General features: G+C 67.2%; 21 protein-coding genes. 12 read left to right on the forward strand and 9 right to left on the reverse strand.

Annotated features, from left to right (window positions below; translation table 11 throughout):
• Positions 1–174 precede the first annotated feature (174 nt).
• The 4 genes from ACVTJA_RS18690 to ACVTJA_RS18705 are packed head-to-tail and all read right to left on the reverse strand — an operon-like array spanning position 175 to position 10389.
• Positions 175–3963 carry a beta strand repeat-containing protein gene (locus ACVTJA_RS18690; protein WP_465837902.1) on the reverse strand — a complete coding sequence of 1263 codons (3789 nt, stop codon included), beginning with the start codon at positions 3961–3963 and terminating at the stop codon, positions 175–177.
• Positions 3960–7019 (reverse strand): hypothetical protein, encoded by a 3060-nt coding sequence (locus ACVTJA_RS18695; RefSeq protein WP_465837904.1) that lies wholly within the window; start codon positions 7017–7019, stop codon positions 3960–3962. Before ACVTJA_RS18695 ends, ACVTJA_RS18690 begins: the two co-directional genes overlap by 4 nt.
• A 57-nt stretch (positions 7020–7076) precedes the next feature.
• Positions 7077–7916: a ceramidase gene (locus tag ACVTJA_RS18700; RefSeq protein WP_465837906.1), complete on the reverse strand. Its 840-nt coding sequence runs from the start codon at positions 7914–7916 to the stop codon at positions 7077–7079.
• 40 nt (positions 7917–7956) lie between these two features.
• On the reverse strand, positions 7957–10389 hold the full coding sequence (locus tag ACVTJA_RS18705; protein ID WP_465837908.1) for a sensor histidine kinase: 2433 nt from the start codon (positions 10387–10389) through the stop codon (positions 7957–7959).
• 155 nt (positions 10390–10544) lie between these two features.
• Here ACVTJA_RS18705 and ACVTJA_RS18710 point away from each other — a divergent pair, with 155 nt between their 5' ends.
• Genes ACVTJA_RS18710 through ACVTJA_RS18720 form a run of 3 tightly spaced genes read left to right on the forward strand, consistent with a single transcriptional unit; the run spans position 10545 to position 12291 of the window.
• Positions 10545–10874, forward strand: a complete 330-nt coding sequence (locus tag ACVTJA_RS18710; RefSeq protein ID WP_465837910.1) for an ArsR/SmtB family transcription factor — start codon at positions 10545–10547, stop codon at positions 10872–10874.
• Entirely contained in the window at positions 10867–11013 is a 147-nt protein-coding gene (locus tag ACVTJA_RS18715) for a hypothetical protein (RefSeq protein ID WP_465837912.1), read from the forward strand. Before ACVTJA_RS18710 ends, ACVTJA_RS18715 begins: the two co-directional genes overlap by 8 nt.
• Positions 11014–11064: 51 nt before the next feature.
• On the forward strand, positions 11065–12291 hold the full coding sequence (locus tag ACVTJA_RS18720; RefSeq protein ID WP_465837914.1) for a proprotein convertase P-domain-containing protein: 1227 nt from the start codon (positions 11065–11067) through the stop codon (positions 12289–12291).
• Positions 12292–12337: 46 nt separating this feature from the next.
• Here ACVTJA_RS18720 and ACVTJA_RS18725 read toward each other — a convergent pair whose 3' ends face one another.
• Positions 12338–12835 (reverse strand): HXXEE domain-containing protein, encoded by a 498-nt coding sequence (locus ACVTJA_RS18725; protein WP_465837915.1) that lies wholly within the window; start codon positions 12833–12835, stop codon positions 12338–12340.
• A gap of 156 nt (positions 12836–12991) precedes the next feature.
• On the opposite strand from ACVTJA_RS18725, the gene ACVTJA_RS18730 reads away from it, so the two are divergent.
• The 3 genes from ACVTJA_RS18730 to ACVTJA_RS18740 all read left to right on the forward strand — a co-directional run bounded on the left by ACVTJA_RS18730 (position 12992) and on the right by ACVTJA_RS18740 (position 15174).
• A complete protein-coding gene (locus ACVTJA_RS18730) occupies positions 12992–14299 on the forward strand; it encodes a hydroxyacid-oxoacid transhydrogenase (RefSeq protein WP_465837917.1) in 1308 nt (435 codons plus the stop codon).
• 23 nt (positions 14300–14322) lie between these two features.
• Positions 14323–14754, forward strand: coding sequence for an acyl-CoA thioesterase (locus tag ACVTJA_RS18735; RefSeq protein WP_465837918.1), 432 nt, complete (start codon positions 14323–14325; stop codon positions 14752–14754).
• Between the two features lie 87 nt (positions 14755–14841).
• Positions 14842–15174, forward strand: coding sequence for a DUF7674 family protein (locus ACVTJA_RS18740; RefSeq protein ID WP_465837919.1), 333 nt, complete (start codon positions 14842–14844; stop codon positions 15172–15174).
• Positions 15175–15218: 44 nt separating this feature from the next.
• Here the strand turns inward: ACVTJA_RS18740 and ACVTJA_RS18745 are convergent, their stop codons facing one another.
• Positions 15219–15365 carry a hypothetical protein gene (locus tag ACVTJA_RS18745; protein ID WP_465837921.1) on the reverse strand — a complete coding sequence of 49 codons (147 nt, stop codon included), beginning with the start codon at positions 15363–15365 and terminating at the stop codon, positions 15219–15221.
• 193 nt (positions 15366–15558) lie between these two features.
• Positions 15559–15813: a DUF5372 family protein gene (locus tag ACVTJA_RS18750; RefSeq protein ID WP_465840438.1), complete on the reverse strand. Its 255-nt coding sequence runs from the start codon at positions 15811–15813 to the stop codon at positions 15559–15561.
• Between the two features lie 290 nt (positions 15814–16103).
• Between ACVTJA_RS18750 and ACVTJA_RS18755 the strand changes: the two genes are divergently transcribed.
• Positions 16104–16535 (forward strand): transposase domain-containing protein, encoded by a 432-nt coding sequence (locus ACVTJA_RS18755; RefSeq protein ID WP_465837923.1) that lies wholly within the window; start codon positions 16104–16106, stop codon positions 16533–16535.
• 48 nt (positions 16536–16583) lie between these two features.
• Positions 16584–17642, forward strand: coding sequence for an IS66 family transposase (locus tag ACVTJA_RS18760; protein ID WP_465837924.1), 1059 nt, complete (start codon positions 16584–16586; stop codon positions 17640–17642).
• Here the strand turns inward: ACVTJA_RS18760 and istB are convergent.
• Positions 17585–18346 (reverse strand): IS21-like element helper ATPase IstB, encoded by a 762-nt coding sequence (gene istB, locus ACVTJA_RS18765; RefSeq protein ID WP_465837925.1) that lies wholly within the window; start codon positions 18344–18346, stop codon positions 17585–17587. The two genes, ACVTJA_RS18760 and istB, sit on opposite strands and share 58 nt — an antisense overlap.
• Positions 18343–19848 carry an IS21 family transposase gene (istA, locus tag ACVTJA_RS18770; protein WP_465837927.1) on the reverse strand — a complete coding sequence of 502 codons (1506 nt, stop codon included), beginning with the start codon at positions 19846–19848 and terminating at the stop codon, positions 18343–18345. Before istA ends, istB begins: the two co-directional genes overlap by 4 nt.
• A gap of 795 nt (positions 19849–20643) precedes the next feature.
• On the opposite strand from istA, the gene ACVTJA_RS18775 reads away from it, so the two are divergent.
• The 4 genes from ACVTJA_RS18775 (at position 20644) to ACVTJA_RS18790 (ending at position 25945) form a co-directional block, all read left to right on the forward strand.
• Positions 20644–20955, forward strand: a complete 312-nt coding sequence (locus tag ACVTJA_RS18775) for a transposase domain-containing protein (protein WP_465837929.1) — start codon at positions 20644–20646, stop codon at positions 20953–20955.
• Between the two features lie 107 nt (positions 20956–21062).
• Entirely contained in the window at positions 21063–21368 is a 306-nt protein-coding gene (locus tag ACVTJA_RS18780) for a transposase (protein ID WP_465837930.1), read from the forward strand.
• A gap of 543 nt (positions 21369–21911) precedes the next feature.
• Entirely contained in the window at positions 21912–24119 is a 2208-nt protein-coding gene (locus tag ACVTJA_RS18785; RefSeq protein ID WP_465837931.1) for a DEAD/DEAH box helicase family protein, read from the forward strand.
• Positions 24119–25945 carry a sigma factor-like helix-turn-helix DNA-binding protein gene (locus ACVTJA_RS18790; RefSeq protein ID WP_465837933.1) on the forward strand — a complete coding sequence of 609 codons (1827 nt, stop codon included), beginning with the start codon at positions 24119–24121 and terminating at the stop codon, positions 25943–25945. Before ACVTJA_RS18785 ends, ACVTJA_RS18790 begins: the two co-directional genes overlap by 1 nt.
• Positions 25946–26076: the final 131 nt, after the last annotated feature.

Consider the following 26076-nt stretch of genomic DNA (forward strand, 5'->3'; position numbering starts at 1 on the left):
AGCCTTTCGTCAGGGGTGGCGACAGCGGGCTCATCCGACGGAGCCACACGCGTGTCCTGACGCGACCATTCCGGGCACACGCAGGTGCGCCAGCGGGCGGTCTCTCGTGAAGTTGCGTCCTCCTCCTGAACGGACGAAGGCGCACGGTGGGACCTGACACCGTGCGCCTTCCGGCTATTGCACCTCGAGCCGGCCGATGGCGAACCCGCTGCCATCGACGACGTCGGTGCCGAGCCTGTCCCGCATCAGCGCGCGGAACATCGGCCCGAGCGCCGCGCCGTCGAACACCACGCCCGAGGTGGCTCCAGGCTTCATCGCCAGTTGCACCGTGTAGAGCACCGAGCCCGCGGAGATGGCCGTGTCCGTCGTCACCGCGCCGTCACCCGCGGCCTTCTGGCTCTGGCCGGTGGTGAGCGTGCCCGCCAGCGGGCCGCTCGTGGGCAGCTTGCCGTAGGCGGCGATGGGGTTCTGCCCCGGAGGCAGCGCCGCGCCCGGAACCATCAGCGAGCCCGCGCCCTGCACGAGCGTCGTGTCCAGCGGCAGGTTCATGCCCACCGAGTAGCCCGTGAGGTCCTCCATGGCCACGAGGTCCAGCACCACGGTGGTGTCCGTGGAGGAGGGGTTGCGCACCAGGGCAATCCTCCTGCCCGGGGCGGGGTCCACGTAGACGAGCTTCGTGCCCGCCACCACCGCGTCGAACGCGGTGCTCGTGGCGCCGGTGAGGTCCGTGGCATTCGCGGTGAGGGTGTAGCCATTGCCGGCCGCGCTCACGGTGAGGTTCGCGAACGAGGCCACGCCGTTGGAGGCCGACACGGTGAGCGTGCCGCCCAGCGTGGCGCCGGACGGGTTGTTGCCCAGGGCCACGGTGATGCTGTCCGTAGCGCCCGTCACGGTGTTGCCGAAGGCGTCCTGCACCGTCACCTGCACGGCCGGGGTGATGGCCTGGCCGACGGAGGCGCGCGAAGGCTGGCCGGTGAAGGCGAGCTTGCTCGCCGTGCCCGCCGTCACGTTGAAGGCGGGGCTGGTGCCAGCCGTGAGGCCCGTGCTCGTCGCGGTGAGCGTGTAGCCCGTGCCCACGCGGGCCAGCGACACGCCGGAGAAGGTGGCCACGCCATTGACGGCGCTGACGACGAGGGTGCCCGACAGCGTGGCGCCGGACGGGTTGGTGCCCAGGCCCAGGGTGATGCTCGCGGTGGAGCCCGTCACCGTGTTGCCTCCCGCGTCCTGCACCGCCACCTGCACGGCCGGGTCGAAGGCCGTGCCCGCGGTGGTGTTCCCGGGCGGGGTGATGAAGGCGAGCCTGCTGGCCGCGCCCGCCGTCACGTTGAACGCGGCGGACGTCGCGCCCGTCAGGGGCGAGCTGGAGGCCACCAGCGTGTAACCCGTGCCAATCCTGTCGACGGTGAGGTTGGCGAAGGTGGCCACGCCGCTGACCGTCGTCACCGTGGTGGTGCCACCCAACGTCGCGCCGGTGGGGTTGTTGCCCAGGGCCATGCCTACCGAGACAGCTGGCGTCGTCACCGTGTTGCCGAAAGCGTCCTGCACCGTCACCCTCACGGAGGTGGTGAAGGTGGAGCCCGCGACGACGTTGGCCGGCTGGGTGGTGAAGGCGAGCTTGCTGGCCGCGCCCGCCGACACGATGAAGGTCGCGGAGGTGTTGCCGGTGAGGCCCGTGGACGCGGCGGCGAAGCGGTAGGTGTTGCCCGCCTTGTCCAGCGTGAGGTCCGGGAAGGTGGCCACGCCGTCCACCGCGTTGACGGTGAGGGTGCCACCCAGCGTGGATCCCCCCGAATTGGCGGACAGCGACAGGGTGATGGGCGCCGTGGAGCCCGTCACCGTGTTGCCGTAGGAATCACGCACGCCCACCTTCACCGCAGGGGTGATGGGCGCGCCGGCCGTCACCACGTTCGGCGGGTTCGTATAGAAGGACAGCGAGGCGGCCGGGCCCGGAATGACGTTGAAGGCCGCGCTGGTGCCACCGGTGAGTCCCGTGGTGGCTGCCGTGAGGGTGTAGCCGACGCCCGTCTTGGTGAGGGACAGGCCCGGGAAGGTGGCCACGCCATCCACGGCGGCCACCGTCTTGGTGCCGTTGAGGATGGCCACACCCGGGTTGTTGCCGATGGCCACGGTGATGCTGTTCGTCGCCGTCGTCACCGTGTTGCCCGCCGCGTCCACCACGCGCACCGTCACCGCCGGGGTGATGGCGCTTCCCGCCACCACGTCCGAGGGCTGCACGCCGAAGGCCAGCCTCGTGGGCACGCCCGGCACGACGTTGAACTCGATGGAGGTGGCGGTGAGGCCCGGCGCGGAGACGGAGAGGGTGTACCTGCTCCCTTCCTTGTCGACCGCGACGCCATTGAAGGTGGCCACGCCATTCACCACGGCCACCGCCACCGTGCCCGTGAGCGAGGCGCCAGTGGAGTTGTTGGCCAGCGCGAGCGTCAGCGTCGCCGTGCTGTTCGTCACCGTGTTGCCGAAGGCGTCGCGCACCGTCACCGCCACCGGAGGATTGAAGGGCGCGCCCACCGTCGCCTGCGTGGGCTGCGTGGTGAAGGTGAGGACGCGGGCCTCGCCCGGCGTCACGTCGAAGGACTGCGAAGCGGCGGACGTCAGCCCCGAGGCCGAGGCCGCCAGCGTGTAGCCCGTGCCCGGCTTGCGCAGGGACACGTTGGTGAAGCGGGCCACGCCGGCCACTGCGTCCACGGTGAGGGTGCCCTGGAGCGTGTCATTCGTTGGGTTGGCGGCGAGCGCCACCGTCACCGGGCCCGTGAAGCCGGTGGACAGGTTGCCCTTCGCGTCGAGCGCCGTCACCTCCACAGCCGGGGCGATGGAGGAGCCCGCGCCCACCGTCGACGGCTGCACGCGGAAGGTGAGCTGCGTGGCCGGGCCGCCGGTGATGTCGAAGCTGCTGGACGTCGCACCCTCCAGCCCGGCGCCGGAAGCGACGAGCGTGTACGTGCCCACGCGGTCCACGGAGAGGTCCGCGAACGAGGCCACGCCCTCCACGGCCGCCACGGTGACGGTGCCGGACAGCGCGGCGCCGCTCGCGTTGGTGCCGAGCGCCAGGGTGATGCTGTCCGTGGCGCCGGTGGCGGCGTTGCCGTGCGCGTCCACCAGCCGCACCTGCACCGCCGGGGTGAGCGTCGCGTCCACGGCCGCCGAGGCGGGCTGCGTGACGAAGGCCAGCGACTTCGCCTTGCCCGGCTTCACGCGGAACGCGGCGCTGTTGGCGGGCTCCACGCCCGGCGCGCTGGCGACGAGGATGTAGCCCTCGCCGGCCTTGTCGAGGGACAGCTCGGGGAAGGTGGCCACGCCATCCGTGGTGTTGGCGGTGAGGGTGCCGGAGAGGGTACCGCCCGCGGGGTTGGCGCCGAGCGCCAGCGTGACGGGCACGCTCATGGGCACCGGGTTGCCGGCCGCGTCTCGCACCGTCACCTGCACGCTAGGGGAGAAGGCGCCGCCGGCCTCCAGCTCGCCGGGCTGCTGTGTGAAGGCCAGGTCGTGCGCGATAACCGGGGCCGCGGTGATGTTGAAGGGCTGGCTCGTCGCGGGCTCCAGGCCCTGGGCCCGCGCGACGAGCGTGTAGCCCTCGCCCGCCTTGTCCAGCGCGAGGCTGGAGAAGGTGGCCACCCCCTGGGACACCGCCACCGGCGCGGCGCCGGAGAGGGTGGCGCCCGAGGGGTTGGCCTCCAGCGACAGCGACACCGTCACCTGCGCGCCGGGGACGACATTGCCCTCGGCGGTGAGGACGGACACCTTCACCGCCGGGGCGAGGACGGCGCCCGCGACGGCCTGCGAGGGCTGCACCGTGAAGGCCAGCTTCTTCGCCACCGGCTGCTCGGGCGGCTTGGAGCCGCCGCCGCAGCCACTCAGGATGAGCGCGCCCGTGAAGAGGACGAGCGCCAGGTTCTTCAGGCTCAAGGGGGACATCTCCAGGAAGGGGGCGGGGGAGGCGCGGCTCACGGGCGGCCTCCGATGCGGTTGAGCAGGTCGGTGAGGTCGTCGGAGTCGGTGCCGTTCACCGTGCCCGTCACGTCGGTGTTCCAGTCGTAATAGGGCTGCGCCGCGGTGGCCGGGCTCGTCCCCAGGCGACTGGCCGTGGCGGCCAGGTCCACGAAGTCGAGCTGCTGGTCCCGGTCCCAGTCCCCGTTACCGTTGACACCCTTCTCGGCGGTGGCGGACGGATAGATTTCCCACAGGCCGCGCCCGTAGGTGCCCACGCGCATCATCGCGCCGGTGCGGCTGAGGAACATGTCCGTCACCTTCACCAGCGGCAGGCCCTGGCCGAAGCGCCGCCACGTCTGGCCCGCGTCGGTGGAGCGGTACACGCCCAGCTCGGTGCCCACGTAGAGCGTGTTGTTCGTCAGGTCCGACGGGTCGTACTTCACGACGTCGATGCCCACGTTGGGCAAATCGAAGCCGGTGCCGTTGCCGTGCAGCGGTGCCCACGTGGCCCCGCGGTCCTGGGTGATGAAGAGGTGGCCCAGGGCATCCGGCACCACGGTGACGTTGTCGTTGGTGACGGGCGCCGCCGTCGCCGCCACGTACACATCGCCGGGGTTCTTCCCCGAGGGCGTGGTGGGCGGGAAGGCCACCGTCGTGGTGTAGCTGAGCTGCTCGCCGGCGGAGATGCTGCCGTTGCCGTTGACGTCGAAGCCCAGCACGCTGCTCTGCGTCCAGGTGCAGTTGGTGGCCGTGCCCTGGCAGTTGCCGGTGACGTAGAAGCGGCCGCCGCTCATGGACACGCCGTACAGTCCGTCGATGTTGGCGGACGCGGAGAGCAGGCGGGTGTAGCCGCTGAGGCAGGGGCTGATGACCTGCCACGCGCCCGTGCCGCTCACCCGGTGCACGGCGCTGTTGGTGGCGGTGAGGAACGTGTTGGCGCTGGGGCTGGCCGGCGCGAGCGCGTAGCGCATGATGAACGGCTGGCCCTCGGTGGCGCAGCTGGAGCGGGGCGTGGCGTCCTTGGCGAGCCACGCCGTGCCGGAGTTGCAGTTGCTGTTGGCGGCGGTGGGGATGCAGTACTCGCGCTCGCCGTTGACGCTGGCCCAGTAGATGGTGGCACCAGACGTGCCGTCCTTCGACGCCGCCGCGCCGAAGCCGTCACCGCCGATGACCTGGTTGAAGGTGGTGGACGCGGCGCCCGCGGCCGGGTCGCGGAAGCGCGTGCCGTTGTCCTGCAGGCCCGTGTAGGCCAGGTACGGGTTGCCCGTGGCCGGGTCGCCCGAGGCCACCGAGTAGCTCAGGTGCGTGACGATGCCGCGGTTCTGCCCGTCCCACACCACCTGCGGCGGCGTGGCGTTGAAGAGGTTGCGCGACACGAAGAGGCCGCCGTCCGTGCCGGCCATGGCCACGTAGCCCGTGCCGGTGCGGACGATGAGCGCCCGGTGCCAGTCCGCGTGCACGTAGTCCAGCGTGCCGCCCGTCACGTTGCCGTAGCCGCTGCTGGGCAGCCAGTGCGAGACGTTCTCCCAGGTGGGCGTGGCGGCCAGTCCGTTGGTGGTGCGCAGGCCGCAGAGCATGCCGCCCACGAGGACGTTGTTGTCGTTCCCCGGGTCCACCGCGAGCGCGGCGTTGTACCAGGCCTGCAGGTCATTCACGTTGACGGTGCCGCAGTCGCGCCCGTCGCCCGGGTCGTTGGTCCGGTTGGACAGCGTGCCGTTGATGGCCGTCCAGTTGGTGCCCGAGTTGATGGAGCGCCAGTACCCGGCACCCGTGGAGTTGCTGTACTCGTCCTGGTTGCCGAGCTGCGCGTACACCACCGTCACCGGCGGCACGGCGGCGGACGGCGTGCCCGCGGCCAACGTAATCCGGCCCACGGCGGTGGTGGGAATGGTGCCCGCCGCCTTGCGTGAGCTCCACGTCGCGCCCGCGTCGGTGCTCGTCCAGATGTCACCCGGGTTGCCCGAGGTGCAGTCCACGTTCGTGAGCTGCCCGAAGCCGGCCTCGGGCGGCAGCGATGCGGCGTTGCACGCATACGTTCCGCTCAGCGCCCAGCGACTCACGCCGTTGACGGCGCCCGTATAGACAATCGTCCACACGCTCTCCGCGCGCTGCACGGTGCCCGAGTTGGGCAGGTCCACCAGCGTGAAGCTCGCGCCCGCGTCGGTGGAGCGGAAGAGGCCCACCTCGGTGCCCACCAGCACCACGTTGGGGTTGGCGGGGTCCACCTTCACCGCGCGGATGCGCAGCGCCTTGACGGACAGGCCACCGGACGCGGCGGGGTACTGGCCGGTGAGGCGCACCGGCTCGCCCCACGTGGCGCCGCCGTCCTGCGTCTTCACCACGTGGCCGCCCGGCGTGTCCACGAAGTCACCCGCGCCCACGTAGAGCGTCTCGGGATTCGTGGGGTCCAGGTCCATGGCGCCGATGGCCAGGTTGCCCAGTGACTCGCTCACCGGGTACCAGGACGGATTGGCCACGCCGAAGTTGAACGTCTTCCAGAGGCCGCCGCCGCTGGTGGCCAGGTACACCACCTGCGCATCGAGCGGGTGGACGGCGATGCCGGAGATGCGCCCCGAGTCCACCTCGTTGTAGTTGGAGCCGTTGTATTCGAAGTTCGCGTTGGTGGGCCCCAGGTTCACCCACGACAGGCCGGACACCACGGCCTTGTTGGCGCCGGACGGCGCCGCGAACCAGTCCCACGGCCTGGGCGGGCGGGGCAGCAGGTTCTTCCAGCGCGTCGCCTCCGCGTGCGCGACGCGGGCGCGGTGCTCCATCACCTCGGCGGTGGGCACGCCCCACATCATCCGCGCGGCAACCTGCCGGCGCATCGGGTCGTCGCTCTCGGCTTCGCCCTCGCGCTCCTCGAACTTCTCCTCGCCGCGCGTGGCTTTCAACTCGCGCATCACCTCGGGCGTGGCCTCGCCCGCGCCCGGGTCATGGAGGAAGTTGGCGAACGTCGTCCGCGCGTTGCGCTGCTTCCAGCGCTTGTAGGCACTGGCGCCGGCAGGCACGGCGACGACCGAGACCACCACGACCGTGGAGGTCGCGATGAGCCACCGATAACGCTTGAGCAAGGGAGGCCTCGTATGGGGAGAACGAGGCCCTACTGTCCGTTCCCGGATGGCAAGCCGTCAACTGGACGGTAATGATGTGGTGTTGCTGTATGGGTCCTCAATGACTCCCGGTGTGGGCCCGCCGCCCAGGACGCGCGGAATGCCCCCCGCCACGGCGCCCAGCCGGGGCTGCCGCCCGAGGATGCCCAGCCTGTCGTGGGCGATGACGAGCAGCAGCGTGTAGAAGCCGCACGAGACGAGCACGTGCCACCACGCGTGGAACTGCGGATTGGGGAGGCCGTGCGCGGGGAGCGTCTCGTTGAGCGTCGGGCAGAACTGGATGTCGCTCAGCCACAGGATGATTGCCAGGGCATATGCGGCGATGCCGAGCCGGAACAGGCGCTTCACCTTCGCGTCCGGGCTGCGGCGCTGGAGCACGTACGTGCGGCCGAGCGCGTAGAACTCCAGCGACGCGAAGCTCACCTGGAAGAGGAAGAACTGCGCCGTGCCGCGCGTGAAGGCCGTGAGGTACGTCACCAGCACCGCATGGCCCAGGAGCAGCAACGGGAGCCACGTGCCGAAGCGCCGCACGGGCCGGTTCTCCAGCAGGATGTAGACGATGACGATGGCGAGGTAGAGCATCGGCAGCTCGTCGAGCATCTGGAACTCGCGCAGCAGCGTCGCGTGGAAGGCGGTGCTGCCGATGCCCACGACGGAGAGCAGCGCGAAGGCGAGCAGGAAGCGGCGCTCCAGCACGCGGCGGTGGAGGACGAGGCCGAGGACTCCCACCAGCACCAGCACGAGGCTGGAGGCGGAGTTGAACAGCTCGCCGACGTGGAAGAGGTGCTGGTAGTTCGTCTCGCACCAGTCCACCGTCGAGGTGCTCGGGCCCCAGAAGCCCACCGTGGGTGACGACATAGGGCACGGACGGTAGCCGGGGGAGGGTGGGGCGTCCACCTCAGGCGCGCGGCCGCGTGGGCAGCTCGACGATGAACGTGGCGCCGTGCTCCGGCTCGCTCTCCACGCGAATCCTCCCGCCGTGGGCCTCCACGAGCTGCCGGGTGATGAAGAGCCCCAGGCCGAGCCCGCCGTAGTTGCGCGAGGCGGCGCGCTCGAAGCGCTCGAAGATGCGCGCCTGCGACTCGCGCGGGATGCCCACGCCCTGGTCCGCCACCAGCAGCCGCGCCCGCTCCGCCTCGCGCGTCACCTCCACGCGGATGGGCCGGCCCGCGCCGTACTTCATCGCGTTCGTCAGCAGGTTCAGCAGCACCTGCTCCAGCCGGAGCCGGTCCCACAGCCCCACCACCGGCGTGTCGGCCACCAGCGTGAGCTCGCAGCCGGTCCGCTGGAGCTGCTCGCGCAGGTGGGCCACGACGCCGCGGGCCAGCTCCGTCAAATCCAGCTCCTCCAGCCGCAGCTCCAGCCGGCTGTCGTCGATGCGGGACACGTCGAGCAGGTGCTCCACCAGGTGCGTCAGCCGCTTGAGCTGCTCGTCGAAGACCTCCAGCATGCCCGCCACCTTCACGGCGAGCCGCGGGCCGTCATGCGGCCCCGACAGCGTGCGCTCCATCTGCTGGGCCCGCAGCTTCATGGACGTCAGCGGCGTCTTCAGCTCGTGCGAGGCGATGGAGAGGAACTCGTCGCGCGTGCGGATGGACTCCTGGGCCTTGGTGTAGAGCTGCGCGTTGTCGATGGCGAAGCCCGCCCGGCGCCCCAGCTCCTCCACCAGCGCCAGGTCCGCCGGGGCATGGGCGCGGCCGTACTGCGCGGACACCAGCGACAGCACCCCGAGAATCCGGCCTCGCGCGCGCAGCGGCACGCTGATGGATGGCCAGTGCTGGAACGGCCGCAGCGCCTCCCACCGCGGCTTCTCCAGGGCCTTCGGCGCCAGCATGCCCCCGGACTCACGAGCTGCCTCCGAGCGGCCGGTGGACATCACCCACGCGGGGCCCCGGGGGGCGCACGGCTCCGGGGGGTGGCGCTCGAGGAACTCACGTGCGTGGATGGGGACCTCGGGAGAGCTGTCGGCGACGGCCACGGGCCGCAGCGTCGCGTCCTCGCCCGGCATGAAGACGACACAGAGGTCCGCGAGCGTGGGCACCGCCAGCTCGGCGACGCGCTGGAGCGTGGCGGGCACGTCGAGCGACGTCACCAGCTCGCGGCTCGCCTCGGCGAGGAAGCGCTGTGCCACCTCCACGCGCTTGCGCTCGGTGATGTCGTTGGAGATGCCGCAGACGGCGTACAGGTGGCCCGAGGAGTCGATGAGCGGGAACTTCTGCGTGAGGAACGTGTGCAGCCCGTCATCCTGCGGGATGAGCTCCTCGCGCGACAGCGAGGCGCCGGTGTGGATGACGGCCTGGTTCAGCGCGTGGAGCCGGTCGGCGACGTCCTTCGGGAAGACGTCGTACGAGGTCTTCCCCAGAATCTCCTGACGCGTCTGGTGGAAGAGGCGCTCCCACTGGCGGTTCACGAACATGTAGCGCTCGTGCGGGTCCAGCAGGAAGAAGATGGTGGGTGCATTGTCGAGGATGGCCCGCAGCCGCTGCTCGCTCTCCAGCAGCGCCTTCTCGGTCCGCTTCCGCTCCGTCACGTCGATGAGCACCGCGAGCGAGCGGGTGACATGCCCCTCGGCGTCCTTCTCCGCGATGGCCGACAGGAGGACGTCCACGGGCTCGCCGCTCTTCTTCAGCATGCGGTACGGGACGTCCTTGCACGCGCCCGTCTCGAAGTACTCCGGCAGGACGACTTCCTTCGCGTAGCGCCGGGACTCGGACGTCATGAAGTCCACCGAGGAGCGCCCAAGCACCTCCTCGCGCTTGTAGCCCAGCGTGCTCAGCCAGTAGTCGCTGACGCTGATGAGCCGCCCCTCGCGGTCGATGGAATGCATCATCACCGGCGTGCTGCTGTAGAGCGAGCGGTACTGCTCCTCGCCCTGGCGCAGCCGGTCCAAAGCCCGCTTGAAGCGGGTGACGTCATTGAGGACGGAGACGCCGCCGCGAATCACCCCGGCCCCGTCCCGGACGGGCCGGGCGCTGACGAGCAGCCAGGCTCCCGCGGGCCTGGTCGCGTTGCGCATGTAGATTTCCGCCTGGTTGACGGCCTCACCCCGGATGGCGCGAGCCAGCGGAAGCTGCTCGGAGGGGTAGGGCGTCTTCATGTCCGGGAGGAAGAAGCCGAAGATGCCCGGCCAGTAGGGGAGGGGCTCGGTCGGCATCCCCCTGCCCAGGATGCTCTCCGCCATCGGGTTGAAGAGCTGGAAGTAGCCGCGCTCGTCCGACACCACCACGCCCTCGCTGATGCTGGAGAAGACGGACTCCAGGACCTGCGCCTGCTTCCGAAGGTCCGCGTCGATGGAGGCCGGGTCCTCGGGCATGTCTCGCAGGCGGGCCATGGGACGGTTGCGGTGGACGGTCTCCTCCAGCGTCTACGGTGAGGACGCCAGCCCCCTTTCGCCATCCCCGACGTGCGCGCCGCGCGGGGCTCGATTGGCTGGCGCGTGGGTGGCTTGACATGCAACCTGGAGGTTGCGTATTGATGAGGCCGTGGATGAGCGCTGACTTGGACATCGTCTTCAGGGCGCTCGCGGACCCGAGCCGCCGGCGGTTGCTCGACGCGCTGTTCGCGCGCAACGGGCAGACGCTCGGGGAGTTGTGCGGGCACCTGGAGATGACGCGGCAGGCGGTGACGAAGCACCTGGTGCTGCTGGAGGAGGCGCAGCTCGTCGCCGTCGTCTGGCGCGGGCGCGAGAAGCTGCACTACCTGAATCCGGTGCCCATCCACGCGATTGCCGAGCGGTGGATTGGCAAGTTCGAGCGCCAGCGGCTCACCGCGCTCGGGGATTTGAAGAAGGCCCTGGAGGAGGACGAGGATGCGTAGGCCCGGCTTTGTGTACGTGCTGTACATCGCCACGACGCCGGAGAAGCTCTGGAGCGCGCTCCTCTCAAGTCTCAAGACGTACTTGGAGACGGGCGAGGCGCTGGACATCTCCAAGCGCTTCGCCGCGGAAGGGCACTGACGCGCGCAGTCCCGCATTGGGGGCGTCGGAGTCCTGAGGTACACGGAGGGCATGACATCCAGACGCTTCCGTTCCTTCGCCGTGTCCCTGGGTCTTCCCGTCGTACTGAGCTGTGGTGCCGCGCCCTCGGGTGGTGAGCCCACGGCCTCCTCCGTCGTCACGACTCAGTCACAGGCCCTCCTGGCCGACAGCACGCCCTCCGCGACGGGTGTGCTGGCGTTCCTGAATGACTGGACCACCACGGTCAGCGTGCTCGACAACGACGTGCCGCTGAACGCGCAAGCCGCGCAGGCAATCATCGCGTGGCGCACGGGGCCGGACGGAATCGAGCACACGGCGGATGACCGGCGCTTCGTGTCGATTGCCCAGGTGGATGCGGTGCAGTACGTGGGGCCGGCCGCGCTCGCGGACCTGGAGTGGTACGCCAAGGGCACCGGCCGGGTGACGGGGCTGCCGCTGGACGAGCGGGTGGGCAACTTCGACGGGCATGACTTCACCGTGGCCGAGGCGCGGCGCACGCTGAAGGCGGCGAACACGGTGAGCGGGCCGGACCTGCAGAACGTGTACGGCATCTCCGCGCTCGCGGTGCAGGACATCCTGGCCGCGCGGCCGCTCTTCAACATGGTAAGGCTGTCGCGGCTGGCGAACGTGGACTCCACGGTGCTCCAGCAGTTCAAGACAATGACGGCGCTCGCGCCCGTGGGGGACCCGTGCACCGGCCCCGGGACGTGCCAGGCCGGGCTGGTGTGCGAGGGCCGGCCGGGGGATGGCTCCAGCAACTACGGCCGCTGCATCGACCCGGCGCCGATTGCGGGCGATGGCGACACGTGCTCCGTCTTCGTGCCGTGCCAGGCCGGGCTCGAGTGCCGCGGCGTTCCGTCCGGCGCGCCGGAGGGCTGGTGCCGTCCCGCGTGGATGTCGGGCGAGTTCACGAAGTACGCGGAGGTGGCGCTGCCGGCCGCCACCACGCCGGTGGAGTCCACGCAGGCGGTGGTGGGACTGGCCACGGTGCCCGAGGACATCATCGTGGAGGTGGACCTGGTGCACAGCGCGTCGCACCGGCTGGTGCTGACGCTGGTGGACCCGGGTGGTGACTCCGCGCTGTTGTGGGACGGGCCGAACGAGGGCACGCCGCCGTCGCGCATCTCCGTGACGCGGGGCATCTCGCGGGATGCCTCCGTCAACGGGCGCTGGCTGCTGCGCGTCACCAACCCGTCGGGCGTGGGCAGCGGCACGCTGCGCTCGTGGAAGCTGAAGCTCAACAGCCGGTACGACTGATGTAGCGGCTTCCGGTCCGGCCCCGTGCGTGGGCCGGACCGGTGGCTCATGCGGTGAACAGCTTGCGCCCGAGCCAGAAGAAGAGGGCGATTCCGGCGAGCACGGTGGGGAGGACGATGAGCAGGGCCTTGCCGAGGCGGGCCCACGTGAGTGCCCCCTCGCGAAACGCACGGCGCAGCAGGGTGGCCGTCACCGGAAGGATGCAGAGCAGCGCGGTGCCGAGCCCCGGCGCATAACGCCCGAGCGCCAGCGTGGCGAGCAGGTGGGGGAAGACGACGTTGAGGAGCATCATCGCCGAGGCGGCGAAGAACGCGTCGAGCCAGCGTCCTCCGCGCCGGAGGGCCAAGGCCGTCAGCCAACAGGCCGCGGCGGTGAGCACCACGAGGGTGAGCCGGAACTCCGCGGCCCCCACGGGAGGATGGAAGCCGCCTGCATTGGCGGCCCAGCCGGGCAGCCAGATGGCCTCCTCCAGGTTGTGAATCGTCAGCGCGACGGGGAAGAGCCAGAGGGCGCGGGAGGGGGAACTGCGCGGGGTGCTCTTCATGAGAACGCGTGGGGCACGAGGGACGCGCGCAGTCTATGCCCTCGCAGCCGGTAGTTTCGCCAGGCGAAAGTCGACTGAACATCTTTCGCGTAACTCGACGGCCTCACCCGGGCGGCGCGCTATAGATTGCGCTCGCAACCGGTTCAGGAGGACGCGATGGGCTGCTGCCACTACCACCCCGTGGGCGAGGGCTGCGACGGTGCCTTCACCGTGGACACGTCCCGGGTCACCTTCGGACGTGGCTGCCTCGCGGAGGCGGGCGACCGGGCGCGGGCGCTCGGGATGAAGCGCGTGGCGCTGTTCTCCGATGCGCGCGTGGCGCGGCTGCCCTTCTTCGAGAAGACGCGCCAGTCATTGCTCGCCGCGGGGCTCGACGTGGTCGTCTTCACCGACGTGCACGTGGAACCCACGGACAAGTCCTTCCTGGACGCGGCGCGCTTCGCGGCGGAGGCGAAGCCGGATGGCTACGTGTCGCTGGGCGGCGGCTCGGTCATCGACACGTGCAAGGCCGCGAACCTCTACGCCACGTATCCGGCGGACTTCCTCACGTATGTGAATGCACCCGTCGGAGCGGGGAAGCCGGTGCCCGGCCCGCTCAAGCCGCACATCGCGTGCCCCACCACGTCGGGCACGGGCAGCGAGGTGACGGGCATCACCATTTTCGACCTGCTGTCCATGGCCGCGAAGACGGGCATCGCCTCGCACGCGCTGCGCCCCACCGAGGCGCTCATCGACCCGGACTGCACCACGAGCCTGCCCGGTGAGGTCGTGGCGGCCAGCGGGCTGGACGTGCTCTCCCACGCGCTGGAGTCCTATACGGCGCGGCCCTACGTGCGGCGTCCCGCGCCCGCGAGGCCGAGCCTGCGGCCCATGAGCCAGGGAGCGAACCCATGGAGCGATTTGGGCTGCCGTGAGGCACTGCGCTTGATGGGGCTGTACCTGGAGCGCGCGGTGAAGGACGCCTCGGACACCGAGGCGCGGGAGCAGACGATGTGGGCCGCGACGCTCGCTGGAATCGCCTTCGGCAACGCGGGGGTGCACGCGCCGCATGGCATGGCCTACGCGGTGGCCGGGCTGGTGCGCGACTTCCGTCCGTCGGGCTATCCCGACGAGGAGCCCCTGGTGCCGCACGGCATGGCGGTCATCGTGAACGCGCCCTCCGTGTTCCGCTTCACGGCGGAGGTGAGCCCGGAGCGCCACCTGGAGGCCGCGCAGGGGCTGGGCGCGGACACGCGGGGCGCCCGGCCGGAGGACGCGGGCGAGGTGCTCGCGAAGGAGGTCATCCGCATCATGCGCGCGGTGGGCATGCCGAACGGGCTGAGCGGGGTGGGGTACACGGAGGCGGACGTCGCGGCCCTCACGGAAGGGGCCTTCCCCCAGCAGCGCCTGCTGCAGAACGCCCCGCGCGAGATGAGCAAGCCGGTGCTCACGGACCTGTTCCGGCAGGCGATGCGCTACTGGTAGTCCCAACGAGAGAGGCAAACACCGTGTCCGAGGTCGAGACCCCCGAGCGCTACCGCTACTTCCTGCCCATCACCACGCGGTGGATGGACAACGACGTCTACGGACACATCAACAACGTCACGTACTACAGCTACTTCGACACGGTGGCGAACCACTACCTCATCCACGAGGGTGGCCTGGACATCCACGCCGCGTCTGTCATTGGATTGGTGGTGGAGTCGAAGTGCTCCTACCGCGCGCCGCTCGCGTACCCGGACACGCTCCGCGCGGGCCTGCGCGTGGACAAGCTGGGCAACCGGTCCGTGACGTATGGCATCGCCATCTTCAAGGAAGGGGAGACGCAGGCGGCGGCCCACGGCCACTTCGTGCACGTCTTCGTGGACCGGGAGACACGCAAGGCTGTGGCCATGCCGGAGCGCCTGCGGGAGGCGCTCGCGCGTATCTCCGTGGGCTGAGTCGTAGCGGCGCTGTCAGTTGGCCTGGGCGACTGACCGTCCATGCCGACGCCGTTACGTGGACCGGCTTGGAGAGGAACGAGGGCAATGAACCATCAATCGCAGGCGGACCTCGTTGCCGCGCTCGTCGCGATCTTTCCCGAGTTCAAGGCGGAGTGGGAGGAGGACAACGAGGGCGGGTTTCGCAGTGACTCACTGCACTCGGTCTATATGTCGTTCCTGCCCTTTGTCTCGAAGGCGAATCCATCTCCCAAGCAGCTCGAACGCCTGGCTGTGGTTCTGAACGAAGCCGTTACCGCTGGCGGTGACGCGGAGAATGCGGTCGCAACCTGTTTTTTCGAGGGGCTTGGGCCGGGGCCTCTCCTTCGGACTTTGCGTCCACTGCTCAGCCGCGAGAACAGGACCCGGTATCACCTCTAACCGACGTCCACGATCTTCGAACACCTGCGTCGGAGCACCGCATCTCAGCGTAGCGATGGTCTCGACGGAATGTCGAAGAACTCATCCTCGCGGAACTTCGGGTCGCGTACCTTCTCGGGCGCGAAGTTCAGCGTGCCCTCCTCGAGGAGGGCCTTGGCCTTGGAGAGCTTGCTTCGAATTCTGGAGGACACGGCCACTCCTTGGAAGCAGATGAGCGTCATTACAAATACGCCGCTACCGCCCTTGCCTTCAAGCTGCTGACGGGGCGGTGCTTCATGGCTGCTTCCTCTTCATGCACGCGAGCGCAACCGGCTCCCGTTCGAGCGCGGACGAGAGGAAGCGGCGTAATTGAGTTTACGGTTGCGGCGCAATTCACCTGACAGCTCATGGACTGCTCGGCTTGCTGCGCATCAGCCGAGCGACGAGCTGCGCGAGTTCCATCAAGTCCTTGGCGCGGAAGAGCGCGCGCCCCCCGCCGATGGTGATTTCAGGGTCCTCGGCTACGAGGTCTGTCCACTGTTGAGGAACTGAGCAGATGGTCTCTTCATCGACTCTTAGTAAGAGACGCTTCCCGTAGCGGTTGAGCCGCTCGCCCACGCAGACGAGTTGCTGACCGCTGAGTGGGTGGAACGGGTGCATCACGCGTACAAGACGCGTCGAAGTGACGGGAGAGCCTGCATTCTGGACTGAGTTACAAGCGGCTGGACACCGGCTGCTTCCAGGTGCCGCACGGACTTGAGGAGGGCGCCCAAAGCCTCGCGGTGGAGGAGCACGTGCTGGAGGAGTTGCTGGACGGGCTGCGCGTCGAGGCGCCGCGCCGAGGCCCTCGTCCGCATTGAGGAGCCAGGGTAGCGGGGCGGAGGCGGTGGCCCCTACCCGGTAGGAGGGTATCGACAGCGCCGATGCAAGGGGTTACAAGGCCGCCGCCGATGCACGAGTCCCCGTCCGTTACCCAGGCGCGCATTGCCGAATTGGAGGCGGCCCTACTGGCGGAGCGGGCGGCCCTGGCCGCCGAGAGGCAGCGCACCGCGCAGTTGGAGAAGGAGCGGGAGGTACTGAAGGCCTCGCACGAGAGGCTGCGGCTGGAGTTGGAGCTGCACAAGCAACGACTCTTCGTGGCCAAGGCCGAGCGGGTGGACACGCGGCAACTGGAGCTGGAGTTCGCCCAGAAGCTGCGCGCCCTGGAGCAGGTGGCCGGCACGCTGGGCATGGCCTCGGGTGAGGTGTCAGGCAACGCGGGGGCGAAAAAGAAGCGCAAGCCCTCGGGCCGGCGGGACTTGAGAAACCTGCCGCTGGAGGAGAAGCGGGTAGAGATTGCTGACCCCGTCTTCGACGCGCTGGTGGCGCAGGGCAAGGCGTAGCGAATCGGCTTCGAGGAGAGCTGCAAGCTGGCCTGGCAACGGGGCGGGATGCGCCGGCTCGTCATCGCCCGGGTGAAGTACCGCACCGTGGACGCCGATGGTGAGGTCTTCCTGGCGTCGGCGATGACGCCCCCGGAGCTCTTCTTCCGCTGCCTGGCCGCGCCGTCGCTGCTGGCCCACCTGGTGACGGGGAAGTACTGCGAGGGGCTGCCGCTCTTCCGCTTGGAGCAGCGCTTCGCGCGCGACGGGGTGCCGGTGGACCGGGGCACCATGGCCCGGTGGATGGAGGACATGGGGGCGACGGTAGGCACCACCGTGGTGGCCGCCATGCGCGACGAGGCGCTCGCCACCGCCTTCTGCATCGCCACGGATGCCACGGGCGTGGCGGTGCAGCCGGTGCCCGTCGAAGGCCAGCGCCAGGCGTGCCGGCGGGGCCACTACTTCGTGCAGGTGGTGGACAAGGACGCCGTCTTCTTCGAGTACACGCCGCGCGAGACGAGCGCCGCGGTGCTGGAGCTCTTCAAGGGCTTCAGCGGGTACGTGCAGGCCGACGCCAAGAGCGTCTACGACGCCCTCTTCCGTCCCGCCGAGGACGAGCCGCCGGACGGCGAGGCCGAGGTGAGACACGAGGTGGCGTGCTGGGCGCACTGCCGCCGAGGCTTCTGGGAGGCGACGGTGGCCAAGAGTGTCGTCGCCCGTGAGGGCCTGGCGCGCATCGGCCGCATTTTCGAGTTGGAAGCGACGTGGAGGGACAAGCCTGCCGAGGAGATTCACCGGCTGCGGCTGGCGCACCTGCGCCCGCACGTGGACGCCTTCTTCACCTGGGCCGAGGCCGAGCACGAGAAGGTGCGGGAGGAGCGCGGCCTGTTGCGCAAGGCGCTCGGCTACGCGGTGCGGCACTGCGAGGCCCTGCGACGCTTCCTCGAGGTGTTGGCGGTCATCGCGGAGCGCGGAAATCTGGTCATCGGAAGCAGCTCGGCCCCGCCCTCCGACCGCAGAGGCGGAGCGGGAGAGCGAGGCCGGCTGGTCACTGCGGGGCACGGAGGAGTTCAGCCCTTCTTGGCCTTGCGCTCGGCGCGGGACTCCTCGGCCACGCGTCGGCGGTAGCTGTCGCCCTCAATGCTGATGATGCTGGCGTGGTGGATGACGCGGTCGATGAGCGCGATGGCGCACGCGGCGTTGGGGAAGATGGTGGTCCATTCCGAAAACGGGAGGTTTGTCGTCAGGACAATCGGCTTTTTCTCATACCTGCGCGACACCACCTGGAAGAGCAGGTCCGCGTTCCTCGCGTCGTAGGAGAGGTAGCCAATCTCGTCGATGACGAGCAGGCCCGCCTGGGTGCAGTAGTGCTTCAGGCGCCTGTCGAGGGCCCGCGCGGAGTCCTGGCTGCCCAGGTCGAGCAGCAGCTGGGAGGCGGTGGTGAAGAGGACGGAGTGGCCGGCCTGCACGGCGTTGTAGGCGATGTTCTGGGCAATCATCGTCTTGCCCAGCCCCTGGGGCGCGACGAGGACGACGTTGGCAGGGCGAGCCATGAAGTCGAGGGCCAGGGCGCTCTCGACGGCCGGCCTGTCAATCCGCTTGGGCCAGCCCCAGTCGAAATCGGCCATCGTCCTGAGCGCGCCGAGCTTGCTGCGCGACAGGCGCCGCTCCACGCTGCGTCGGGCCCGGTCCTTCGTCTCTTCTTCGGCGATGACTTCCAGCAGCTCGGTCGGCCCCCACCTGCGCTTGGTGGCCATGGCAATGAGGTCATCGAGTGCTTCACTGGTGTGGCGCAGGCCGAGGGCGGTGAGACGTTCTTTCAGGGGCATCATGGTGCTTGCTCCGGGTCGCCCCCGAGGAGGGCGTCGTAGGCGTTGAGGGAGTGTTGGGGGACGCGCTGCTCGCGCACGCGCGGGTCATCTGGCAGCACCAGGGGCAGCGGCGGGAGCGCCCCCTTCTGACGGCGTCTCTGGTCGAGGACGTGGGCGACGGAGGCGGGCCCGAGTGCGCCCCGCTCGAGCGTCTCGGCCAGTGCTGCGTCCAGTTCCGCGGAGCCGTACCGCTCTGCCAGCGCCAGCAGCTTCACGGTGTGGTTGCCGAGGTTGTCACCGCGCTCGGCGAGTGCCTGGAGCATCTGGTCCGCGCGTGGGCAGCGGGCGCGCAGCAAGTCCCTGCCGCGCAGCTCATGGGCGTGGGCCTTCTTCTTCGCCAGCGCGGCCAGGTGCCGTGCGTCCTCGACGACGGCGCCCTTGTCCCAGCTGCGCACGTGAGAGGCGACCTCCTCGGCGCCGTCGAGGAGGCGCACCGTGGTGGGGGAGGCCACCAGCGTGAGGGGACGGCGTACCAGGCCATCCGGAATCGAGTAGTCGTTGCCATCGAAGCGCACGTAGGGCGTCTTGCCAGAGGAGGCGGGGCGCACCACGTCGGTGGGCAGTGGGTGGGCGGGCAGCGGCAGCAGGCGGGGGCGCTCCTCCTCCAGGGCCTGCGCCACCGTGCGGCCCGAGGCGTCGCCGGGCACCCGACGCTGGTGGGCCACCTCGTCCACCCAGCGCTTCAGTTGCCGGTTGAGGTCGTCCAGCCCGTGGAAGCTGCGCGCGGCGAAGAAGGAGTCGCGCAGGTAGCGGATGGTGCGCTCCACCTTGCCCTTCTCGTTGCCGCGGTAGGGGGCGCAGGGCTTGGGCGCGAAGTGGTAATGGCCGGCGGCCTCCAGGACGCGTGGGTGGAAGCGGATGGCGTCTCCGGCCCGCTCCAACACGACGGACTTCAGGTTGTCGTAGAGGAGGCTGCGTGGGACGCCGCCGAGCGCCTCGAAGGCCTGGACGTGCCCCTGGAGGAAGCACTCCATTGTCTGGCCCAGGAAGAAGCGCGCGTACATGGCGCGCGAGTGGCCCAGCACCAGGACGAAGCAGGAGAGTGTCCGGGTGGCCCGTCCCACCTGCACCTTGCCGAAGCTGCCCCAGTCCACCTGCGCCTCTTCGCCAGGCAGCGTGCAGCGGCGCAGGAAGGCCTCGGCGTGGGGCGTGGGGCGCACCCGCCGCACGTAGCGCTTCACCTGCTCGTAGCCGCCCGGGTAGCCACGGGCCTTCACCATGTGGAAGAGGCGCGTGGCCCTCAGGCGCGGGTGGGCCTTGAGGGTGGCGTCGATAAAGTCCGTGTAGGGGCCCAGCACGGTGGGTTTCACCGTGCTCCTGTCGGCGGGGGCCACCTGCGCGTCCTCAAGGGCCGCCTCCACGGTGTCGTGGTGCAGCCCCAACTCCGTGGCGATGGTGCCCACCGGCCAGTGCTCCGCGTAGTGCAGCCGGCGGATGCGGGCGCGTACCTCCGGGGCAATCATCCGCGCGCCTCCTCAGGGAGGGGAGCGCCGCCAGCGCGGGCCCACTCGCGTGCGCGCCAGGGTGGTGTGACGCAGAAAGGGGCTGGGGCGCCCGCAGAACGTGCAGGCGGGAGAAGACGGCAGTGCATGCGGAGGTGGCCTCGCTGCGCTCGGCTCCGCGGTCACCTGCGTGGTGGCCTGGACCGGCGCGGGTGGCACCGTCGCCTCCCGGGCCACCCCCGGGGGAGCCTGATGCGTCACTTTCCTGCGTCGCTCCCGGTACGCGGCCTGGCGCGCGGCGTGGGCATGCCGCCCCTCCCGCGTGCGCTGGTAGCGCCGCCCGGCCGCACGCACCGACTCCGCGCGCGCCCGCCTGCCGCAGGCCCGCTCGCAGTAGCGCTGGCCCCGGTCACACCCGGTGCACAGCTGGAACTGCCGCCGACACTCCGGCCGCCCGCACACCGCCAACCGCAGCGACTCCACGCGCAGCCTCCCGCGCGCGCCGACTTCTGGCGCCGTGCCCCGGAGTGCGCTACCCCTCCCTCACCGGCCCGCCCCTCTCGCACACCAGGGCGCGCCTCCAGGAGGGCCCTCCAGGTGTCGCTGGTGGGCCTTCCGTTTTTCAGGACGCGCGCGACCGCGGACTCCACCGGCGCACTCCCCACCCCTCAACTTTTTGGCTGCACGCGCCGGCGGTGTCGGCCACGAAGTCAGGGAACTCAGGGCGACCGATGACCAGGAATCAGCGCATCCTGGAGACCATCAACACTCGAGGACGGCCGGCTGCTGCTGGAGAACAACCGCTCCGAAAGAGAGTTGAGGCGGATTGCCGTCGGAAGAAAGGCGTGGCTCTTCGTCGGCAGTGATGACCACGCCCAGAGCGCCGGCCACCTCTTCACCCTTATCGCCACCGCGCGGCTGCACCGCCTCGACCCCGAGGCCTACCTGAGAGACCTCTTGCGCGTGCTGGCCCACTGGCCCCGCGAGCGCTACCTGGAGCTGGCTCCCAAGTACTGGTCCGCCACGCGAGCCCGCCTCATGGCCGCCGAACTCGACGCGGAGGTGGGGGAGCTCACCGTCCCGGAGCCGCTCGCGACCTCGTCCGAAGAGCAGTCGTCGCCGCGCTGAAAGGGTTCCGTTCACCCCGTCAGCTTGCGCCGACCTCCCGGCTCACGGAAGACGGGGCTCGTGCAGCGCATACCTTCTCTGCGCAGAACGTCCGCTGGCTGGAGTCGGTGGACGTCGAGCCATACATCGCCACCGGCCGCCAGAAGCACGGAGAAGAGCAGGCAAAGGTGAGAGGCCGTCCGCCCGCGGGACTCACCCCGCGGCAGCGGATGGCCCGTAAGCTGGCGACGACTCGAGGCAGAGAGGTGTACCGAATGCGCAAGGCCATCGTGGAGCCCGTCTTTGGACAAATCAAAGAGGCACGTGGCATCCGTGCTCTGCTTCGACGGGGACTGCAGGCGGCGCAGCAAGAGTGGGCGCTCATCTGCGCCACCCACAACCTGCTCAAGCTCTTCCACGTGGCGGCCGCGTAGCGGCCTGCCCCAGCAGAGCGGCGGCGCGGCCATTATGCCGTCCGGTACCTGCTCGCGAGCCCGTTACCGCCACACGCTCCTAGTCAGACGAACCCTATCCTTGCCCCTGGGCAGGGCCTTCTCGCACTCAGGGGGGCTGCGCACACAGAGCCGAACGAGGAGTGCCCCTGCCACTTCTTCTCGTCGGCTCCGTGCCCGCCTTCCCTCCAAACTCGAGCGAGAATCACGATCCTTCGTTTAGGAAGACTTGATCCCGCCGAAGAACAAGGCGCTCTCGATGGAAGGGGCCAACGGCCATCCCGCTGGAAGACCCACCCCACTGAGTGCATCAATCAAGCCCTGGAGCAGACGTGGGAACGCAAGGCCGCAGAGTCTCGGCAGTCTGCAGTACTACAACCCTCAGCTATCCCAGTAAGGTCGCATAGATACCGACATTCTCCAAGGGAGCCAATCTTTGTATATTCATGCACAGGCAATGCCAATTGGCCACGTTCGGTGGGGGAAAATCAATGCTCTTGGTAGTCTGCTGGTGGGGGCAATCATTTGATCAATGAATTCCGTGACATCGACGCGCTCTCAGATCGTGACTTTGAGTTTTTTGTTCGAGATGTATTTGCCCAGGCCGGTTGGCAAGACCTTGAGGTGACGACGCCAGGATCGGAATATCGCTACGGAGATGGAGGGGTTGACATCTTTGGACGAAAGGATGATCGGCGCTTCGCTATCGAAGTCAAGCACCGAGCGAAGGGCACGCGCGTAGAGGTAAGTGCGCTGAATCAACTCTATACAGGAGCGAAGCTCGCCGGAGTCAGGCACATGGCTTTGGTGACAAACTCTACCTTCACCTCAGAGGTGAAGCTGCGAGCATTGCGACTTGGTGTAGAACTCGTTGATCGCGACGCCCTGCAAAACATCTGGATTGAGAAGCGGACCGACATCGGCAAGCGCATCCGCCCATGGATCTACCAGCAGCGAGTAATTGACGAAGTGCTAAATAGTGTCCAGGCAGGCAAGAGCCGATTTCTCATTGAGATGGCGACTGGACTTGGGAAGACGTATACCGCTGCTCACTTGGTGAAGGCCTTGATGGGGGAGCGAAGGCCCTATCGTGTCCTGTTCTTGGCGCATCAGGTGGAGTTGCTAATTCAGGCGCATACATCTTTTAAGAACGTGATTGGCATGGGAGACGTGAGCTACTCAGCTTGTTTTGATGGGGCAGATCCAGAGGAAACGGACCTCGTCTTCGCCAGTTTCGATACGTTCTCTCTTAAGTTGGAGATGCTAGAGCGGACTCGGTTCGACCTGATTATTATAGATGAGGCCCATCATGTGCCCGCTCGGACTTATGCGAGGGTGATTCAGCATTTTCATCCGCAGGTACTAATTGGTCTTACTGCTACGCCGTTTCGAATGGATGGAAGGAACGTGCAAGAGTTCTTTGGGGGCCCAGAAGGGCACGTCGGGAAATACGATTTGCTTTGGGGCTTGCGACATCGAAAGCTTGCCCAACCGAAGTATGAGGTGCTTCTTGATGACATTGATGAGCAGCAGATTGCTCGGTTGAGTCGGGGGCTTTCGATTGCCGATCTCGACCGTCGACTGTTTTTGCATAAACGTGACGAGCAGATTGTGTCAATCCTCGAGAAGACGATCGCATCGCGGAATATCAAAAGTCCCAAGGGCATTATCTTCTGCCGCAGCATTGGGCACATGAAGCATCTACATCAGTTCTTTCCGCCCGGAAGCGCTACGCTAGTGCACTCCAAGATGAACGGTCAGCAGCGACGAGAGAGTCTGACGCTCTTCCGGGAGGAGCCGACTTGTCGTTATGCACTGGTTTGTGACCTATTTAATGAGGGGATTGATATTCCCGAAACGAACCTGCTCGTCTTCCTGCGATACACACGCTCCCGGACAATCTGGCTTCAGCAACTTGGTCGCGGGCTTAGGAAGACTGCGAACAAAGACTATGTCCATGTTCTTGACTTTGTGGGTTCGTTGGAACGCATCCGTGACATCCAGGAGATCCGGGCTGCGGTTAGTCGTGTTCCCCTGGATGTTGACAGTCTCGAGGTTGGCGATTCGAAAGACGTAATACATGATGATGTAATTGAGGTGAGATTTAGCAAGACGGCGGCGCAGGTTTTGTCGTTGATCGAGCGATTTGAGTACCGACTGACCTCACGCGAACAGGCGATGAATGCGCTGCGCACTTTCTGGGAGGACGAGAAGCGTCTTCCGGCGATTGAAGAGCTTGAACAATCGTTGCCTGGCATCAGTCTCGATCAGATTGCGACCCACTTCGAATCATACATGGGGTTCGCTCGGGCGGCTTTTGGACTCACGGTAGATATCTCTGCTTTTCGAGCCCGGTGTCTGATGGATGCGCGCACGTTCATTGCCAAGGCTGGGTTCGAGCCAAGTGCACGGGGATTGAGTTCAGATAGTCGATACGACGTGCTCCCAGCCTATACAGAGTCTGAGGCAGAAGAACTCCTGGTGAGTATGAAGAGTGATTTGGGCATAACGAACGCTCTACATGTGAAAGAAAGGGCGGTCGTTGTTCCTGCTGCACCAGTGGAGGGTCCGAACGCTCAAGCAGTCTCTGACGACGAGCCTCTTGTTCTGAAGTACAGAGGCGTTTTGCGTACGATGGACGATGCTCGGTGTCTGACTGCGAACGAGAGGGACGAAATACGTCGGCAATATGGAACCCTGCTTGGCTTCCTTAGGAAACTGGAGACGCTGTAATGGGCCGGCTTCTCAATTTGGGACCGATGTCCCCCGGGCTTCGCTCTGCTGCGCTGGAGTTTGAGGACGAGTTGGCGCCGCAAAATGTAGTCGATGTGCTTGAGAAATGTCAGACTGCCCATGATGCACGTCTCAAGCGAGTTGGTAAGCATAAGGGGATGCGGTACGCGGAGCTTCGAGCCTTGGTGCTCATGGACCTGGGACAAAGGCCGGAGGCTGCGGAACTTTCACGAAGGGTAGTGCTTGAGCCGCGTAATGAACTCTTACCCGTTGAATTGCTGGATCGGGCTCTTGCCGAGGACTTCGAAGAGTATGTGCTGACCCTTGAAGCGCGCGAAGCTCGAGTGGTGCTTGCTCGGTGGGGGTGGGAGATGCATCAGCGCACCCTCGTAAGTTTAGGCGTTGAATTGGATGTAACACGGGAGCGTGTTCGGCAGATCGATTCAAAAGTTGCCAAGCAGGTGCTGGGTCGATCTATTCGGGTTCACCCCCAAACGCTTGAGCATAACGTGCGTGAACGTCTTGGAGCGGATCTGAGTGCCACATTTCCCCTTCTATCTAGTGCATTCTCCGAGCGTTCACTTTTTATCCGGTTCCTTGAGCTCTGTTCAGGTGTTGAGGAAGGGGCTTTCGCAGAACACCAAGTAGTTGATGGAGTTGGGCAGCGCATACTGGAAGGATTCTTTTGTGAGCACTCTTCGCCCATTCTGAAGGAGCGGTTGCTTGAAGCGCTGATGGCCGAAGAGGGTTGGACGCAGGTGCAGGCTTCGCGAGCTTACAGTGAACTCATAAATTTGGGGCGTCTCGAGGAGACATGCGATGGAGTGATACCTCGGCGATTGAAGCGGACGACGGCAATTGCGCATGTGTTACTCGACTTCCCAAAGGGACTCTGGTGGAAAGACGCCGCGCGTCTAGTGAATCTCCGCCGAGTTGCCGAGCACCCTCTTGTGGAGGACCGACCAGATCCTGCCTTTGGAAACGGCGCGCACGTGGCATGGGGAGGTCGGGGTATTTATAGGCACTTGGCATTTGCAGGTTTGAGCGAGGTGAATGTTGGTGAGTGTATTCAAGTCGTTCGCAAGGCACTTGAGTCTCGGGGGGTCGAGAATGAAAATCTTCGCAAGCTCTATCTTGAGTTGCCGGAGTTGGCGACGGTTGAGTACTGGATTCTACGCCACATAGTGCGAGAGATGGGACAGGAGGAGGGGCTCTACTTTGAGGGGCGATCTTTATCGGAAACGGTCAAGCTCGATCCGGCGGCGCCACGCGTATCAACCCGTGAGGCCATCGTACGGGCTCTTGAAGATGCGGGCGAGCCGCTTAGCGTAGGTGAGATAGCGCTTCGCGTGAACGCGTCAGAGGCGGTTGCTCACATGAACATGGAGTTGCTCCGAACGAATGGTCGAATCGTGCGAGTAGATTCGGCCCTTTTTACAGTTGCCCATCTGGCATTCAAAGGCTTGGATGTGGAATCCCTTGCGAGTCGTATCGAGGTGATACTTCAGGAGGAGGACCGCCCCGTGGATGTCGACTTGCTTCGCGAGAGGGTTAACGCGGAGAGCGGCGAGTTTTCTTCTAAGCACTTCTATGCGTCGTTTTCACGGATTTATGGGCAGCCACGTGGATGGTATGTGCGCCGCGGTTTGGTGTCCTTGAAGCCCGTCGCCTATGAAGGACTGTTCGAACTCGCCCGTCGACTGAGTAGGGAGAGCCCATCACTTGGCGCTGTGATGGAAATAATCCAAAGAGAGGTTGCTATTGGCGTGCAAACACTGCGTGGGCTTCGAGCGAGGCTCGCTCGTGAGTTTGATTTTGAAGACTAGTACTGCCCGGTCAGATGAATCGAGCGTTGGCGCCCCACGTTGATGGGCAACTTCACTCAGGGCCGCGAGTAGCACTACACGGCTCATGTTCCAAGAACACCGGACATCTCGTAGCCACTTTGTGGCTACGC

This window comes from Pyxidicoccus sp. M6 (assembly GCF_055568925.1).